The organism is Micromonospora orduensis, assembly GCF_006228125.1.
GTDB lineage: Bacteria > Actinomycetota > Actinomycetes > Mycobacteriales > Micromonosporaceae > Micromonospora > Micromonospora orduensis.
Genome location: NZ_VDFY01000122.1, coordinates 1 through 16,549, shown reverse-complemented (window position 1 = coordinate 16,549; position 16,549 = coordinate 1). Strand labels below are relative to the sequence as shown.

Below are 16,549 nucleotides of genomic sequence, written 5' to 3'. Positions count from 1 at the left end.
GCTCCGGGGGCTGTGCCGGCTCGGGCGGCTCGGTGTTCACCGGGCCGGAGCGGTAGACGGCGGGCGTGCTCGCCCGGGAGTCCGGGGTGCCCATGGCACCGGCCGCGACGCGGCTGCTGCCGGGCACGGTGGCGCTGGCCCGCGCCGCCGGGGTGGACGAGCCGTCGCGCTGGCCGGGTAGCGGGACGGCGGCCGGGCTGGCGGAACCGGTCGCCCGGTAGGTGGTCGCGGTCGCCGACGCGGGGACCGGGAGATCGCCGGGCAGGGCGCCGGCGGTGGGGACGGTGGCCCGTGCCCGTACCGGTGCCGGCGTCTCGGCCTGGATGTCGGGGGAGGCCGCCTGCTCCGCGTCGGGGGAGGTCGCCTTCCCGGCGTCGGGGGCCGGAGCGTCGGTGCTGCCGTCGTCGGTGCTGCCGGCGTCGGTGCTGCCGGCGTCGTCGGACGAGCTGGCTTCGGGGCCGGTCGTCGAGTCCGTGACGCCTGTTTCCCGCGGATCAGCCCGATCGACGACGGGGTCGACAGTCTCCGCCGGATCCTTCTGCTCGGCCATCTCCGCCCTCCGTGCCACGCTCGCACCCGGACCCGTGACGTCGAGTCGGATGTGCCTGGATGTCACGGTGCCACAGATCGTCCCGAGCGGACAGCCGGAGGCGGCCGTGGCGCCTCAGCTCCCGGACTTCGGGCTGCCCGACGGGCTCTCACTTGCCGTTCCGCTGCGGCTCGCCTCCGGCGTGCCGGACGGGGTCGCGCTGGCCGGTGCGGTGGTCGGCGGTGGCGGGGTCGTCGGCGTGCCGCTCGAGGTGGTCGACGGGCTCGGCGTGGCGCTGCCGGTCGGCGTCGGTGTCGCGCTGCCGGTGGGAGTGGGGGTCGGCGTGGCCGACCCGGTAGGTGTCGGCGTCGGCGTGGGCTTCTTGGTCGGCGTCGTGCTGGGCGTGGGCGTGGGCGGCTTCGGGTTGGTCGGCGGCACCGGAATGGTGGGAATGGTCGGGGGGGCCGGCACCGCGCCGATCACCCGGGTGGCGGCGTAGAGCCGGGACCAGCTGACGACGGAGATCTTCACGACGTCGCCGGTGGTGGGCGCCTGCACCATCTTGCCGTTGCCGATGTACATGCCGACGTGGTGGATCGTGGTGTAACTGCTGCCGGACGCGAAGAACAGCAGGTCGCCGGGGAGCAGCGCGGTCTGCGGCACCGTCCGGCTGCGGGTGGCGGCGTACTGGTCGCGGGAGACGCGGGGCAGGTCGAAGTAGTCAGCGCCCGGGGACCGGTACGCCGCCCACATCAGGCCCGAGCAGTCGAACTGGTCCGGGCCCTCCTCCGACCACTTGTACGGGTCGCCGAGCTGGGCCAGCGCGTACCGGACGGCGGCCAGTGCCCGGGGGTGGGCCGCCATGCCGCTGATGTTCTGACCGGCGACATAGCCCGCGCCGATCTGCTGCTCGGTGGCCTCCTGCTGACGCTCGATCTCGATCAGCAGCGCGGCGTTGTCCCTGCGCAGCTTGAGCAGGCTGGCCTCGGCGGTGCGCAGTGCCGTCTCGCCGGCGGTGAACTCGGCCTGGGTGGCGTCGAGCTGCGCCTTGGCCGTCGAGTGCGCCTGGTACGCGGCCTGCTCGGCGGCGCGGGCGCGGGACAGCTCCCCGGCGACGCCTGTGGTGCCGCCCTCGACCTTCTCGCCACGGGTGATCTGCTGGAGCCGGCTCAGCCCGCGGATGTCCTGGGCGAACTCGCCGGGCGGCAGCGCGGCGGCGGCCTTGACCGCGTCCGCGGCGGCCGCGTCAGCCGCCTGCTGGGCTCGCAGCAGGGCGTCCTGCGCGGTCTCCAGCGCCTTTCCGGCGGCGTCGAGCTGGGCCTGCGCGGCGGTGCGTTTCTGTTGGGTCAGCAGCAACGCGTCGCCGAGCGTGCCGACCTGGATCTCGCCGGCGGAGATCTGGGCGGCCAGCGGGCCGGTGCCGACGTTGACGAGCGGCGGGGCCGGGACACCGGCGACAGGTGCGCCGCCGGGCACCTGGAGCGCGCCGATCGCTGGCGGACGCGCGCCGGTGTCCGGCACCGTCGTGGGTACGCCGGGCTCGGCGTACGCGGGGGTGGCCAGCACTGCGGCGGCGATCGCCCCGAGCAGGGCGGCCCAGAGCTTCGGACGCAGGACCGGGGAGATCACCGGGCTCCGTCGTCGCTGCCGTCGCCCGCGCCCGCTGTAGACCATTCCGCTCCCCGTCCGACTGCTCCTCGCCGCGCTCGGTGGGCGCGGCCGACGGGACGGTACCAGTGTGTGTGTTCCGCCCCACCTTGTTACTACCGCACGCCGCCACCGATGTCGATGCGTGGCCGGGTTACGGGAGGCTGAGAGTCTGGTGAAGTGGGTCGCTGCCGGCGACCGTGCCGCCGGGCCGATCGGTGTACCGACGTACGCTCGATCCGACCGCAGGTGGAAGGGACGTGGCATGGACGCCGGACTCAAGCGTGAGCTCGAAGCGAAGGTGTACGCCGGTGAGCGGCTGACCCGCGAGGACGGGGTCGCCCTCTACGAGAGCGACGACCTGACCTGGTTGGGGCGGCTGGCGCACCACAGGCGCACCGAGCTCAACGGCGACCGGGTGATGTTCAACGTCAACCGGCACCTCAACCTGACGAACGTCTGCTCGGCGTCCTGTGCGTACTGCTCGTTCCAGCGCAAGCCGGGCGAGAAGGACGCGTACACGATGCGGATCGACGAGGCGGTCCGCAAGGCGAAGGAGATGGAGGGTGAGCAGCTCACCGAGCTGCACATCGTCAACGGTCTGCACCCGACGCTGCCGTGGCGGTACTACCCGAAGGTGCTGCGCGAGCTGAAGGCGGCGCTGCCGAACGTCAAACTCAAGTGCTTCACGGCCACCGAGGTGCAGTGGTTCGAGAAGATCAGCGGGCTGAGCGCCGACGAGATCCTGGACGAGCTGATGGACGCCGGCCTGGAGTCGCTGACCGGCGGTGGCGCGGAGATCTTCGACTGGGAGGTCCGCCAGCACATCGTCGACCACGCCTGCCACTGGGAGGACTGGTCGCGGATCCACGCCCTGGCGCACAGCAAGGGCATGAAGACCCCGGCGACGATGCTGTACGGCCACATCGAGGAGCCCCGGCACCGCGTCGACCACGTGTTGCGGCTGCGTGAGTTGCAGGACGAGACCGGCGGCTTCGCGGTCTTCATCCCGCTGCGTTACCAGCACGACTTCGTGGACTCGGCGGACGGCAAGATCCGTAACCGGATCCAGGCGCGCACCACGATGGCGTCGCCGGCCGAGTCGCTGAAGACGTTCGCCGTCTCCCGGCTGCTGTTCGACAACGTGCCGCACGTGAAGAACTTCTGGGTGATGCACGGGCTCTCGGTGGCCCAGTTGTCGCTGAACTTCGGCGTGGACGACCTGGACGGCTCCGTCGTCGAATACAAGATCACCCACGACGCCGACTCGTACGGCACCCCGAACACCATGCACCGCGACGACCTGCTGCACCTGATCTGGGACGCCGGCTTCCAGCCCGTGGAGCGGGACACCCGCTACAACGTGGTCCGGGAGTACGACAAGGCCCCGTCGCTGGCCGAGCGCCGCGCCGAGCCGCAGCAGGTCTGGGCCTGAGCCACCACGTACCCTCGCAGTCGATGACCGAGCAGAGCGGTTCCGAGCAGCAGGGCGGGTTTCCCCGCCGGGACGCCCAGGGGCGCGTTCGTACCCTGGGCGACCTGCTCGGGGTGTGCCTGGCCGGCGTGGTCATCGGCGTGCTGGCGCTTGTGCTGTTCGACTGGGCGTTCGCCTCGATCGGCGCCGGCGACTTCGGTCACACCAACGGCTGGCTGGCGGTGATCCTGCCGGCCTGGCTGTTCTGGGACGACTTCCGGGCGTGGGAGTTCGGCGCGGCCCGGGTGGTGGCGGCTGTTGCCGCGGCGGCCGTCGGGGTTTTCGTCGGGCTGCTGATCGCCGGGTTGGGCGCCGGGTTGCCACCGCTGCTGTCCGGCTCGTTGGCGGCGGCGGCGTTCACCGTGGCGTACGCGACTGTGTGGTTTCCGGGCGTCCGCTGGCTGGCCCGGCGGACCGGCTGACCGCGACCAGGTCGACCTTTCCGCCGACATGGGCGGCTGACGAGAGAACGGAGTGGTGCGGGTGAGCGCGGCGGTCAAGTACACGCTGGGGCGGATCGGGCTGTTCGTCGCCGTGCTGGCGGCCCTCTGGCTGGTCGACATGAACGTGTTCCTGAAGCTGATGCTGGCGTTGGCGTTCTCCGCCGCGCTCTCCTTCTTCCTGTTGCGCGGTTGGCGCGACGAGATGGCCGGGGAGATGGCCGACGCCGCCGAGCGCCGCCGCACGGAGAAGGAACGTCTCCGCTCCGCCCTGGCCGGCGAGGACCAGAACCCCACAGGGGAAGACCCCGACCCGAAGCGGTGACCATGAAGTTGTTGCCACGACACGCCGACAGTCGGGCAACAACTCCATGATCAACCGCAGTCGGCCTACCAGTTGGTGGAGCCGGGGACCGTGGGCCAGGGCTTCGACGTCGGCTTGATCAGGTACGCGATGCCGCCGGAGCCGCCGGAGGTGCCGCCGCTGGCGTTGACGCGCTTGGTCCGCAGCCAGATCTGCTCGAACTGCGCCCGCTTGTAGACGTTGCGCACCACGTCGTTGCTCGACGAGGCGGGGTCGTTGACGATCACGTCACCGTCGGCGGTGAACCCGACCACCACGAACAGGTGCCCGGAGGTGCCGTAGTTCGCCCCGTCCAGCTCACTGGCGAGGAAGGACTGGCTGGTCACCACCGGGATGCCGGCGGCGATGAAACGTTCCAGCTCGTCCAGCGAGTGCAGCCGGGTCACCCGTCCCTCCAGGCCGGGGAAGCTGGCCGCGTACGCGGTGTTGAACGGCCAGTTGCCGGCGCCGTCGTACTCGTAGTCGTAGGTCATCCGCGCGGCGTGGTTGACCGTCGGGTCGGGGTACGTCGGGTCCACCCAGGAGGTGTCGGCCGGCGACGGCCCGCGCCCCCAGTACTCGACGACCATCTCGGTGGAGGTGGGTGAGCACCAGGCCTCGCCGCCGCCGTCGTACTCGGGGTAGTGCCCGGCGTGCACGTTCTGCGAGTAGCGCGGCACCGGCAGTTCGACGCCCCAGGCGATGTGCCCGGCGCTGGGTGCGACGGTGAACCGGTCCGGCACTGTGGAACTCATCGCGCCGAGCATCCGGACCACAGGCGCGGCGGTCTGCCCGGGTGCCCGGTAGAGGGTCAGCCGCAGCTGGTACGACCGCAGCAGCACCCCGGCCGCGGCGTCGTCGATGCTGAAGGTGTCGGTCCAGATCGTCGACCAGGGGTCGCCCTGCCGGTTGACGCTCGTCCGTTTGATGTCGGTGTCGCCGGCCGCCCATCGGCCCATGACGTACCACGGGGTCTGGTCGCCGCTGGTGTAGCTGCCCTGCATCTCCACCTGGATCCAGGTGCCGGCGGGGGTCTGGGCGTTCCAGGAGGCGATCAGCTCGGTGGCGTCGAACCCGATCCGGGTCACCGGCGACGTCCAGGTGCCGTACTCCCAGGTGCGGGTGGCGCCGGTGTGCGGGTCGGCGTACTCGATGGTGCCGGCCGGGCGGGCCAGGGTGACGCCCGCCCGGGCGCCGGGCACGACGCGGGTGCCGTCCCGGCTGCCCCGGTGCCAGTCGGCGGGCCCGGACCAGTCCTGGAAGGTGATCTGCTCGTCGTGGACGGTGGCGGGCGGGCGGGCCGCGGTGGCGGGCGCGGCGGTGGCGAGCAGGGTGAGCGCGGTGACGCCGGCGAGGGCGGCCGCGTGCAGGCGGGATCTGGCCATGGGTGCTCCGCGGTGTCGAGAGGGGCATCGTCGCTGGTCAGTGTTCCGCTTGGAGGGAAGTTTCGCCAGACGTTCAGGGATGGAAAATCATTGCCGCCATGATGATCTGCCTGGGATGGTCAAGGCAGCGACCCATATTGATATGACCATGTGACAGATGGTGAAGTGTCCTCCACTGAGCGGGATCTCCCGCCGACCGAGGAGGAAGTCCATGGCCCTCCGCACGCCCATCCGTCTCCGCCGCGCCCTGGTGCTCGCCGTCGTCACCGGGCTGGGAATCGTCACCGTCGCCACCGGACCGGTCGCCGCCCGACCGGCGCCGGACCGTGGCGCCGAGCCGGCCGCCGCCGGCTACCGGGTGCTCGGGCCCCGGACCCTCGCCGACCGCAACGCGGTGGCCCGCACCGGAGCCGCCATCGACTACTCCGAGCACGGCGTCCTGCACATCTCGGCCACCGCCGCCGAGGTCGCCGCCATCGGCAAACTCGGCTTCCGACTGGAACCGCTCGCCCCGCCACCCAGCGCCGAACGCGGGGCCGGCGACGTCGGCACACTGGCCTTTCCGCCCGCCGACTCCAACTACCACGACTACGCGGAGCTGACCGCCGTCGTGAACCAGGTCGTCGCCGACCATCCGGCCATCGCCCGCAAGATCAGCATTGGTGCGTCGTACGAGGGCCGCGACCTGATGGCGGTGAAGATCTCCGACAACGTGGGCACCGACGAGAGCGAGCCGGAGATCCTGTTCAACTCCCAGCAGCACGCCCGCGAGCACCTGACCGTCGAGATGGCGATCTACCTACTCAACCTCTTCACCGACAGCTACGGTGGCGACTCCCGGATCACCAACATCGTCAACAGCCGGGAGATCTGGATCGTGCCGACTGTCAACCCGGACGGCAGCGAGTACGACATCGCCACCGGGTCGTACCGGTCCTGGCGCAAGAACCGGCAGCCCAACAGCGGTTCGTCGAACGTCGGCACCGACCTGAACCGCAACTGGGGCTACAACTGGGGCTGCTGCGGCGGCTCGTCCGGCAGCACCTCGTCGGACACCTACCGCGGCCCGTCGGCGTTCTCCGCCCCCGAGACGCAGGCGCTGCGCAACTTCGTCAACAGCCGCGTCGTCGGCGGTGTCCAGCAGATCAAGGCGAACATCGACTTCCACACGTACTCGCAGCTGGTGCTCTGGCCGTACGGCTACACCACAGCGAACACCGCGACCGGGATGAGCGCCGACCAGTACAACACCTTCGCCACCATCGGCCAGCAGATGGCGGCCACCAACAACTACACCCCGGAGCAGTCCAGCGACCTCTACATCACCGACGGGGACAGCCTCGACTGGATGTGGGCCACCCACAACATCTGGGCGTACACCTTCGAGATGTACCCCGGCTCGGCCAGCGGCGGCGGCTTCTACCCGCCCGACGAGGTGATCCCGGCGCAGACCAGCCGCAACCGCGAGGCCGTGCTGCTGCTCAGCGAGTACGCGGACTGCCCGTACCGGGCCATCGGCAAGCAGGCGCAGTACTGCGGCGGCGGCGGAGGCACCACTGTCTGGTCGGACACCTTCGAGACGGCCACCGGCTGGACCATCAACCCGTCCGGCACCGACACCGCCACCCTCGGGGCGTTCGAGCGGGGCGCCGCCCAGGCGACCACGTCCTCCGGCGCCAAGCAGCTCACCCCGTACGCCGGCTCCAACGACCTGGTCACCGGCCCGCTCGCCGGCTCGGCGGCCGGTGACTACGACGTCGACGGCGGCGTGACAAGCGCCCGGTCCCCGGCGGTGACGCTGCCGTCGTCCGGCACGCTGACCCTCTCCCTCGCCTGGTACCTGGCGCACGGCTCGAACGCCTCGTCGGCCGACTACCTGCGGGTCAGCGTGGTGCACAACGGCGGCACGACCGGCCTGCTCACCCAGGCCGGCGCGGCCACCAACCGCAACGGGAGCTGGGCGGTGGCCAACCTCAACCTCACCCCGTACGCCGGCCAGTCCGTCCGCATCCTCGTCGAGGCGGCGGACGCCTCCGGCGCCAGTCTCGTCGAGGCGGCTGTGGACAACGTCACCATCACCTTCTCCTGATCGGGTGGGGCCCCGCTCCGCCCCGGCGGGGCCCCACCACCCGTCCCCGAGCCTCCAGATCCGGGACATATCGCTCGGTCCGCAGCGGTCCACCGATCGCGTACCGTCGATCGACCCTTGATCGATCCGGCACGTCGGGTCGGTGCGCTACCGTCTTACCGATCAGTCCGCAGCGAAGCCGGTGCTCAACCCGGCGCTGTCCCGCAACTGTGATGCCCCGCCCGACGGTGGGGACGAGCCAGGTCGCCTGCGGACCGGTCGCGACACGCGCTCTCGAGGAAGGGCGCCTCGTGGGCGGGCGTACGAAAGTCCCTGTCGGCGAAGCACCACACTCCTCGACCGACAGGAGGCCCCATGTTCAGACGTACCCCTCGGCTCTTCGCCGCGACCCTCGCGGTCGCCGCGCTCGCCCTCGGCGCCTGCGCCGAAAAGGCCGACGAGCAGCCCAGCGCCGGCACCGCGGCCGCCAGTTACCCGGTGACGGTCGGCGCGCTCACCCTCGACAAGCGCCCCGAGAAGATCGTTGCGCTGTCGCCCACCGCCACCGAGATGCTCTTCGCGATCGGTGCCGGCCCGCAGGTGACCGCCGTCAACGACCAGTCCAACTACCCGGCCGACGCGCCCAAGAGCGACCTCTCCGCGTTCCAGCCGAACGCCGAGGCGATCGCCGGTAAGAACCCCGACCTGGTGGTGCTCTCCGACGACCGCAACAAGATCGTCGAGCAGCTCGGCAAGCTGAAGATCCCGGTGTACCAGACCCCGGCGGCGACCACGCTCGACGACACGTACCGGCAGATCACCGAGCTGGGCACGCTGACCGGGCACGCCGACCAGGCCGCCGACGTGACCACCCGGATGAAGGACGACATCGCCAAGCTGGTCAAGGACCTGCCGCAGCGCGCCGAGAAGCTCACCTACTTCCACGAGCTGGGCCCCGAGCTGTACAGCGCCACCAGCAAGACCTTCATCGGCTCGCTCTACAGCCTGGTCGGCCTGACCAACATCGCCGACCCCGCCGACGCGGACGGTAAGAACTTCGGCTACCCGCAGCTCTCCCAGGAGTTCGTCGTCAAGGCCGACCCGGACTTCGTCTTCCTGGCCGACTCCAAGTGCTGCCAGCAGAACGCCGACACGGTCAAGGCGCGCAGCGGCTGGGCCGGGCTCACCGCCGTGAAGAACAACCAGGTCATCGCGCTGGACGACGACATCGCCTCCCGCTGGGGGCCGCGAGTCGTGGATCTGCTCCGGGTGATCATCGACGCGGTCGCCAAGGTGCCCGCGTGACAGTCGTCCGTCGGTGACCACGACGCCGCCTCCGTCCCGGCGGGCCGGGCTGCGATTCGGCACCCGACCCGCCGGGCGGCCGTCCGAGCCCCGGCCCGCCGAACTGCAGTCCAGGTCGCGGCCCGCCGGGCTGCGTAAGCGCTGGCTGGTTGCCGGCGCGGTCGCGGTGCTCGTCGCGTTGGTCGCCGGGGTGTCGCTCGGCCCGGTGAGCCTGCCGCCGGGCAGCGTCGCCGCCGAACTGCTCAACCTGATCCCCGGCGTGCACCTCGACAGCGGGCTCTCCGAGCGGGAGGCCGCGATCGTCACCGAGCTGCGGCTGCCCCGGGTGGTGCTGGGCCTGCTCGTCGGTGGCCTGCTCGCCCTTGCCGGCGGCTGCTACCAGGGCGTGTTCCGCAACCCGCTGGCCGACCCGTACCTGCTCGGGGTCGCCGCCGGTGCGGGCCTCGCGGTCACCGCCGTGATCGCCCTCGGCGGCGCCGGCCGGGAGGGCTCGATCTCCGGGCTGCCGCTGACCATCCCGCTGGCCGCGTTCGCCGGTTCACTGCTCGCCGTGACCATGACGTACGTGCTCGGAGGGGCCGGCGGGCGGAGCCGGTCTCCGGCGATGCTGATCCTGGCCGGGGTGGCGGTCTCCGCGTTTCTCTCCGCCGGGCAGACGTACCTGCTGCAACGACACGCCGACAGCATCCAGCCGGTCTACTCGTGGCTGCTCGGCCGGCTCGCCACGGCCGGCTGGCACGACGTGCTGCTGGTGCTGCCGTACGCCGCCCTGACCACTGTTGTGGTCCTGCTGCACCGCCGTGAGCTGGACGTCCTCGCGGTCGGCGACGACGAGGCGAGGAGCCTCGGCCTGCACCCGCAGCGCACCCGGTACCTGCTGATCGCCGCCGCCTCCCTGGGCACCGCGGCGGCGGTCTCCGCGACCGGGCTGATCGGCTTCGTGGGCATCATCGTGCCGCACACCGTCCGGCTGCTCGCCGGGTCGAGCTACCGGGTGATCCTGCCGCTGTCGCTGCTGTTCGGCGGCGCGTTCCTGGCGCTGACCGACGTGGTGGCCCGTACCGCCGCCGCGCCGGCCGAGGTGCCGATCGGGGTGGTCACCGCTCTGCTCGGCGGCCCGTTCTTCGTCCTCGTGCTGCGCACCGCCCGGCGGGTGCTCACATGAGCCCCGAGCAGGCCGCCGCTGCCGGCGGGCCGGCCGTCGAAGTGCGGGGGCTGCACGTCAGCCTGGACGGAACCCCCATCCTCACCGGAGTCGATCTCACCATCGCCGCCGGTGAGTGGGTCACCGTGATCGGTCCGAACGGCGCCGGCAAGTCGACCCTGCTGCGCGCCATCGGCGGCCTGCTGCCCGCGCCGGAGGCCATCACCCTCTTCGGTACGCCGAGCGCCGCGCTGCGCCGCCGGGACCGCGCCCGGGTGGTGGCGACTGTGGCGCAGTCCCCGATCGTACCGCCCGGCATGTCGGTGCTGGACTACGTGCTGCTCGGCCGCACCCCGTACATTCCGCCGCTGGGCCGGGAGTCCGCGGCCGACGTGGACGCCGTACACGAGGTGCTGCACCGGCTGGATCTCGTGGGCTTTCACCGCCGCGAGCTGGCCACCCTCTCCGGGGGCGAGCGGCAGCGGGTCTTCCTGGCCCGCGCGCTGGCTCAGGGCGCGACGCTGCTGCTGCTGGACGAGCCGACCAGCGCCCTCGACATCGGCCACCAGCAGGAGGTGCTGGAACTGGTCGACCAGCTCCGCCGGGAGAGCGGCCTCACGGTGCTCGCCACCATGCACGACCTGTCCCTGGCCGGCGAGTACGCCGACCGCATGGTGATGCTCGCCGACGGCCGGGTGGTGGCGTCCGGAACCCCGCACGAGGTGCTGACCGAGCATCTGCTCGCCACCCACTACCGGGCCAGCATCCGGGTGGTCCCCGGAGCCCATGGCCCGCTGGTGGTTCCCGTCCGCCCCCGCCCCACTCCCTGAGCCACGACCGGAGTGCGTCAGGGGCCGAGGTCGATCACCGAGAAGAGGGCGCCCTGGGGGTCGCGCAGGGCGGCGAACCGGCCGGACGGGATGTCGCGGGGCGGGACCAGGATCGTGCCGCCGAGTTCGGAGGCGCGGGCCGCGGCGGCGTCCGCGTCGGCCACCGCGAAGTACACGGTCCAGTACGCCGGCAGGTCGGCCGGGAAGTCCTCGGCCAGTGGCCGCATCATCCCGGCGACGATCCGCGCCCCGAGGCGCCACCCGGTGTACGTCGTCCCGGCGACCGCCTGGTCGTCGGGCTGCCAGCCGAACACCAGCTCGTAGAAGACCTTCGCGCCCTCGGGGTCGGGGGTGACCAGTTCGTTCCAGCTCATCGCGCCCGGTACGCCGACCACCTCGGCACCGACCATGGTCAGTGGCTGCCAGACGCTGAACGTGGCGCCGGCCGGGTCGGCGAAGACCGCCATCCAGCCCCTGTCGAACACCTCGAACGGCGGCACCACCACCTGTCCGCCGGCCCGTTCGACCCGGCCGGCGACGAGTTCGGCGTCGTCGGTGGCGACGTACGTCGACCAGATCGGCACCTGGTCCGGGATGGCCGGCGGTCCGGCGCCGGCCACGGCCTGGCCGTCGAGTTGGAAGATGGTGTAGCCGCCCGCCTCGGGTTCCGGCGTGACCTGGCCGGTCCAGCCGAACAGTTCCGGGTAGAAGCGCCGCGCGTCGGTCAGGTCCGGGGTGGCCAGGTCGGCCCAGCAGGGCGTGCCCGGCGGGACGGTGCTCACGGTCAAGACCCCTCTCGGCCCGGGCGGCTCCGGTGGCCCCCCTGCCGGAATCCTGGCACCGTCCCGCCGCGGCTCGGGGCGGAAACGGACGAATCGTCAGCTGAACCGGCGACCCTCGTCCCTCCGGTACGCCCAGGCGGCCAGTGCCGCGAGCAGCACCACCCAGACGCCGAGCATGACCAGCGCCAGCGGCTCGACGGAGTAGTCGCCGACCGCCGACCACATCAGTTCGGCCGCCCCGCGGGTGGGCAGGTACGGCGCGATCGTCTCGATGAACCCGGGCGCGTCGCCGGGCGCGGAGAGCAGGCCGCCGCCGAACGCCAGCGGCAGGAAGACCACCTGCGCGACCACGATCGCCGCCTTGCTCGGCAGCGAGTAGCCGATGGCGAGCCCCATCAGCGTGAACGGCACCGAGATGACGGCCACCGTGCCGAGGGCCAGCAGGAACGCCGCCGGGGTGAGCTGGGCCGCGGTGAGCGTCGCGCCGATCACCACGACCGGGATCAGCGAGAGGTACGTCAGGGCCAGGCCGGCGAGCACCCGGCCGGCGAAGCGGGGTGCCGGCCCAGCCGGCAGGGTCCGGGTGTACGGGTTCCAGGGCTGGTCGCGGTCCTCGGCGACGCCGACGCCGTACTGGAAGATGTTGGCGCTCATCACCGAGAAGGTGACCATCGACGCGGTGGCGTAGGTGGCGCCGACCGCGTCGTCGCCGGCGAACGGCACCACGAAGAAGATCATGGCGGCGGCCGGGAAGAAGGCGCTGCCGAAGACGGCCACCGGAATTCGGATGATCTCCAGGAGCTGGTAGCGGGCGTGGACCAGGGCGAGCTGCATCGGGTCGCCTCCTCAGACGGTGGTGGGTCGGGCGGCGGCGGTGGCGGGCCGACCTTCGGCGGTGGGTCGGTCCTCGCCGGTGATGGCGAGGAACGCCTCCTCCAGCGAGGTCGGTCGGACCTCCAGGTCGGTGAAGGCGGTCCCGGTGGTGACCAGCGCCCGGACCAGCTCGTCGGCGTCGGTGGTGAGCAGGTGCAGCCGACCGTCGATGCGTTCGGTGCGGACCACGCCGGGCAGTTCGGGCAGCTCGTCGGCGAGCAGGCTGACCCGTCGTACGCCGACGATGCCGCGCACCGCGTCCACCGTGTCGTCGGCGAGCACCCGGCCCTGCCCGATCACCACGACCCGGCGGGCCAGCGCCTCGACCTCCTCCAGGTAGTGGCTGCTCAGCAGGACTGTCCCGCCGTCGTCGTGGAACGCGCGGATCGCGTCCCAGAGGGTGTGCCGGGCGGTGACGTCCAGGCCGGTGGTCGGCTCGTCGAGCAGCACCAGTCGGGGCCGACCGACGAACGCCAGCGCCACGGCCAACCGGCGGCGCTGCCCGCCGGAGAGCCCGCCGGTCTGCCGCCGGACGAGGTCACCGATGCCGAAGCGGTCGAGCAGTTCCCCCCGGGGCACGGGGTCGGGGTAGTGCGCGGAGACGAAGTCGACGACCTCGCCGACGCGCAGTGTGCCGGGCAGGCCTGTCTCCTGCGGGGTGACGCCGACCTGTCGCCGCGACGCCGGGTCGCGCGGATCGCCGCCGAACAGCTCCACGCGCCCGGAGCTGGGCCGGCGCAGCCCGACCAGCAGGTTCATCAGGGTGCTCTTGCCGGCGCCGTTCGGACCGAGCAGGCCGACCAGCTCACCTGCCCGCACCTCCAGGTCGACGCGGTCGAGGGCGAGGACGTCGCCGTACCGGCGGCTGGCCTGGTCGGCTCGGGCGAGGGTCATTGCTGCTCCTTCGACGGGGTGGGGTCGAGCAGGGTGCGGATGGCTTCGGTGTACTCCTCGAACGCCAGCCGGCCCCGCCGGCTGAGCCGGATCAGGGTGGTCGGGGTGCGTCCACGGTGGGTCTTGCTGATCTCCACGTATCCGGCGTCCTCGAGCTTGCGCAGGTGGACGGAGAGGTTGCCGGCGGTCATGCCGAGCAGGTCCTGAAGGCGGGGGAAGGTGATCCGGTCCCCGTCGCCCAGCGCGGAGAGGCTCGCCACCACGCGCAGTCGAGCCTGGGCGTGGATGACCGGGTCGAGATCGGTCATCGTGCGCGCCGGCGACGCAGGTGGGCGAGCAGACCGGCGACGAGAATGCCGCCACCGCCGGCCACCGAGACCACAAGCGAGTGCCAGCCCGGCCCGGCGAACGTGCCGACCACGTTGATCACGCTGATCCATACGCCCAGCCGGAACAGGTCCCGGTCCAGCCAGATCGCACCGCCGGCCATGTGCAGCGCGCCGGTCAGTCCCACTGCCGTCGCCGACCAGAGCAGCGCCGCCAGGTCGTGCGGCAGGTGCTCGCTGATCCGGCCGAGCCCCGCATACACGCTCACCGATCCCAGCGCCCAGGCGCAGCCGTACCAGCGCCCACGCGTCGCCGAGTCGCCTGTCACCTGGCCGTACGCCTTCGCGCCGGCCACCGCCTGGATCGCCGCGGCGGCCAGGAGCAGGACGAAGAGGACGGTCAGCGGCAGCCACCCGGGCAGCCGGACCAGCACCCGGTCGTCGGGTGCGAAGCGTAGGAAGAACAGCCCGAAGCCGACCAGCCAGGCGACGCCCCACGGCCAGTAGAGCACCCGGGGGTCCGGCTCGAGCCGGCGTGCCGTCTGCGAGCGCTGGTCCTCGATCAGCCGGAGCGCGGCAGCGGCGTCGGTGGGCGGCAGGTCGTCGTCGGGGGTCATGCAAACAACTTTACGGCACAAAGTCGAGGTGGTGTGCCCCTGTTCCGCGGGCGGGTCACCGACGGCGGCGCGCAGTGCCTATGGTGGGTGGCTGTAGCGGCTGATCCGTCGCACAGGACACAGGGGAGGGTCCGTGTCGAGCCCGAGCAGAGAGCTGGACGTCCAGCCCGAGGCGCTGACGGCGTTCGCCGCGGCCTCCACCGACCGGGCGGCCCGCTTTCGCGAGCTGCACCGCTCGTTCGGCGACGGCCACGTGCCCCGGCACGCCTTCGGGGTGATGCCTGCCTCGTTCAGCCTCGCCGGGACGTACGCCGAGCAGTTCGAGGCGTGCCTCCAGGGGCTGGCCGACGGCGCCGAGGTGATGGCGGACATCGCCGAAGGGCTCCGCGACACCGCCGGGGCGTACACCGGCACCGACGTGGCCAACACCGACATGTTCGTACCGGGCCGCCCGGCCGCCCCCGACGTCATCGCGCCGGGCCCCTGGTCGCCCGGCGCCGGTGGCACGACCGGGCCGGTGCCCGCATGAGCACCGAGGCGTTGCAGCGCAACAAGACCTACTTCGAGCAGATCGTCTCGGGCACCCCCGACCCGTTCAAGCCGCTGTCCAACGCGGTGCTCTGGCCCTTCGAGCAGCTGCTCGAGCTTGTCGCGGGCGAGCCGGACGACCTGATGCGGGCCGCGCAGCTCTGCCTGGACACCGGCGCGGCGGTCCGCGAGATCGCCGGCGAGCAGATCCAGGACCGGGCCCGGCTGCGCGGCTACTGGACGGGCGACGCCGCCGAGAGCTTCCACGCCTCGATGGCCTCGGTGGAGGAGGCGATCGAGGAGCTGGCCAAGGGGTTGGACGGCACCAAGGAGGTGCTGGTCGACGCGGCCAACGCGGCTGTCGACGCGTTCAACCTGCTGGTCGAGCTGATCCTCGAGTTCCTGCTCTGGTTCCTCACCGAGGTGATCATCGCGGCGGCGGCGGCGGCGCTCAGCGCCGGCATCTCGCTCGCGGCGACTGTGGTCCGGGTGCTGGCCAAGCTGGCCACCGCCGTCGGCCGGATGGTCAAGATCGTGGCACGCTTCGCGGAGATCCTGACCAAGCTGGCGACCAAGATGCAGAAGGTCGCCGAGCTGCTGATGAGGTACCGCCGCGCGGTGCTGGAGATCCGCAAGGCGAAGAAGGCGTACCGGGCGTGGAACAAGTCCGGCTGGACCGCCGAGGCGCGAGCCTTCCAGATAGAGAAATTCAAGACCCTCTTCCCGGGCAAGTTCCTGATCAACCAGGCGTCTCCGGTGAACATCCCCGGCCTGGGCGGGTCCCTCCTGGACACCGGGGTCGGGCTGCACGACGTCTCCGACGGCACCAAGGACCGCAACTACCTGGTGGACGGCACCTACCGCGAGGATCTGGGCCCCTACACCAAGGGCGTGCAGAATGTCTTCGACTCAATCCTGACCTGAGGGGACCGACATGACCTTTCCCGGTCTGGACCGCATCGAGGCGCTGGCCCGCAACCTGGACGGCTGGCAGCGTGAGCTGGCCGGCAAGATGGCCGAGCTCGAAGACAGCAGCGCCGAGGGCGTGAGCGACTCCGGCCTGGTCCGGGTCACCGCCTCGGCCGACGGCACGATCGTCTCGACCGACGTCAACGCCCGGGCGATGCGGTTCGACTCGTACACGCTGGCCGAGGAGTTCACCGCCGCCGCCAAGCGCGCCCAGGAGGCGGCGGCCGCCCGCGTACGCGAACTGGTCGGTGAGGTGATGGCCGACGCGCCCGGCGCGGGTCAGCCCCACCCGGATCGGTACTGACCCGTGACGGACCTCGACTATTCCGCACGGCTCACCCAGCTCGTCGAGCCGGGTGAGCAGGTGCTCGCCGTCGCGAAGACGGGGATCGCCC

17 protein-coding genes and 1 pseudogene are annotated in these 16,549 nt (G+C 71.8%); 10 read left to right on the top strand and 8 right to left on the bottom strand.

Annotation, left to right across the window (positions count from 1 at the left end):
- Both FHG89_RS09850 and FHG89_RS09845 read right to left on the bottom strand, forming a co-directional pair.
- Positions 1–550, bottom strand: a pseudogene (locus FHG89_RS09850) (hypothetical protein); the annotation flags it as partial.
- 114 nt (positions 551–664) lie between these two features.
- Complete coding sequence (locus FHG89_RS09845; RefSeq protein ID WP_139584068.1) at positions 665–2,203, bottom strand: C40 family peptidase; 1,539 nt, start codon at positions 2,201–2,203, stop codon at positions 665–667.
- A gap of 238 nt (positions 2,204–2,441) precedes the next feature.
- Between FHG89_RS09845 and mqnE the strand changes: the two genes are divergently transcribed.
- The 3 genes from mqnE to FHG89_RS09830 all read left to right on the top strand — a co-directional run bounded on the left by mqnE (position 2,442) and on the right by FHG89_RS09830 (position 4,415).
- Positions 2,442–3,611 (top strand): aminofutalosine synthase MqnE, encoded by a 1,170-nt coding sequence (gene mqnE, locus FHG89_RS09840; RefSeq protein WP_139584067.1) that lies wholly within the window; start codon positions 2,442–2,444, stop codon positions 3,609–3,611.
- A gap of 23 nt (positions 3,612–3,634) precedes the next feature.
- Positions 3,635–4,072, top strand: a complete 438-nt coding sequence (locus FHG89_RS09835; RefSeq protein ID WP_139584066.1) for a hypothetical protein — start codon at positions 3,635–3,637, stop codon at positions 4,070–4,072.
- Between the two features lie 61 nt (positions 4,073–4,133).
- Positions 4,134–4,415: a DUF4229 domain-containing protein gene (locus FHG89_RS09830; RefSeq protein ID WP_139584065.1), complete on the top strand. Its 282-nt coding sequence runs from the start codon at positions 4,134–4,136 to the stop codon at positions 4,413–4,415.
- Positions 4,416–4,480: 65 nt separating this feature from the next.
- Here FHG89_RS09830 and FHG89_RS09825 read toward each other — a convergent pair whose 3' ends face one another.
- Positions 4,481–5,818, bottom strand: coding sequence for a C39 family peptidase (locus FHG89_RS09825; protein WP_139584064.1), 1,338 nt, complete (start codon positions 5,816–5,818; stop codon positions 4,481–4,483).
- Positions 5,819–6,029: 211 nt separating this feature from the next.
- Here FHG89_RS09825 and FHG89_RS09820 point away from each other — a divergent pair, with 211 nt between their 5' ends.
- The 4 genes from FHG89_RS09820 (at position 6,030) to FHG89_RS09805 (ending at position 11,165) form a co-directional block, all read left to right on the top strand.
- Positions 6,030–7,907, top strand: coding sequence for a M14 family metallopeptidase (locus FHG89_RS09820; RefSeq protein ID WP_139584063.1), 1,878 nt, complete (start codon positions 6,030–6,032; stop codon positions 7,905–7,907).
- Positions 7,908–8,261: 354 nt separating this feature from the next.
- A complete protein-coding gene (locus tag FHG89_RS09815) occupies positions 8,262–9,191 on the top strand; it encodes an ABC transporter substrate-binding protein (RefSeq protein WP_139584062.1) in 930 nt (309 codons plus the stop codon).
- 103 nt (positions 9,192–9,294) lie between these two features.
- Positions 9,295–10,356, top strand: coding sequence for a FecCD family ABC transporter permease (locus FHG89_RS09810; RefSeq protein WP_425280163.1), 1,062 nt, complete (start codon positions 9,295–9,297; stop codon positions 10,354–10,356).
- Positions 10,353–11,165 (top strand): ABC transporter ATP-binding protein, encoded by an 813-nt coding sequence (locus tag FHG89_RS09805; RefSeq protein ID WP_139584061.1) that lies wholly within the window; start codon positions 10,353–10,355, stop codon positions 11,163–11,165. Before FHG89_RS09810 ends, FHG89_RS09805 begins: the two co-directional genes overlap by 4 nt.
- A gap of 17 nt (positions 11,166–11,182) precedes the next feature.
- On the opposite strand, the gene FHG89_RS09800 is transcribed toward FHG89_RS09805, so the two are convergent.
- The 5 genes from FHG89_RS09800 to FHG89_RS09780 form a co-directional block, all read right to left on the bottom strand.
- Complete coding sequence (locus tag FHG89_RS09800) at positions 11,183–11,947, bottom strand: VOC family protein (RefSeq protein ID WP_139584060.1); 765 nt, start codon at positions 11,945–11,947, stop codon at positions 11,183–11,185.
- 96 nt (positions 11,948–12,043) lie between these two features.
- Entirely contained in the window at positions 12,044–12,781 is a 738-nt protein-coding gene (locus FHG89_RS09795; RefSeq protein ID WP_139584059.1) for an ABC transporter permease, read from the bottom strand.
- Between the two features lie 12 nt (positions 12,782–12,793).
- Positions 12,794–13,714 (bottom strand): ABC transporter ATP-binding protein, encoded by a 921-nt coding sequence (locus tag FHG89_RS09790; protein WP_139584058.1) that lies wholly within the window; start codon positions 13,712–13,714, stop codon positions 12,794–12,796.
- Positions 13,711–14,022 (bottom strand): winged helix-turn-helix domain-containing protein, encoded by a 312-nt coding sequence (locus FHG89_RS09785; RefSeq protein ID WP_139584057.1) that lies wholly within the window; start codon positions 14,020–14,022, stop codon positions 13,711–13,713. Before FHG89_RS09785 ends, FHG89_RS09790 begins: the two co-directional genes overlap by 4 nt.
- Positions 14,019–14,657, bottom strand: coding sequence for a transporter (locus tag FHG89_RS09780; protein WP_139584056.1), 639 nt, complete (start codon positions 14,655–14,657; stop codon positions 14,019–14,021). Before FHG89_RS09780 ends, FHG89_RS09785 begins: the two co-directional genes overlap by 4 nt.
- Positions 14,658–14,790: 133 nt before the next feature.
- On the opposite strand from FHG89_RS09780, the gene FHG89_RS09775 reads away from it, so the two are divergent.
- From FHG89_RS09775 to FHG89_RS09765, 3 genes are read left to right on the top strand one after another with little or no spacing between them, the layout of a single operon-like run.
- A complete protein-coding gene (locus tag FHG89_RS09775) occupies positions 14,791–15,186 on the top strand; it encodes a type VII secretion target (RefSeq protein ID WP_139584055.1) in 396 nt (131 codons plus the stop codon).
- Positions 15,183–16,109, top strand: coding sequence for a WXG100 family type VII secretion target (locus FHG89_RS09770; RefSeq protein ID WP_139584054.1), 927 nt, complete (start codon positions 15,183–15,185; stop codon positions 16,107–16,109). The genes FHG89_RS09775 and FHG89_RS09770 overlap by 4 nt, the downstream gene beginning before the upstream one ends.
- A gap of 10 nt (positions 16,110–16,119) precedes the next feature.
- The gene (locus tag FHG89_RS09765) at positions 16,120–16,458 is read left to right on the top strand and encodes a YbaB/EbfC family nucleoid-associated protein (protein ID WP_139584053.1); all 339 of its coding nucleotides are present in this window, start codon (positions 16,120–16,122) and stop codon (positions 16,456–16,458) included.
- Positions 16,459–16,549: the final 91 nt, after the last annotated feature.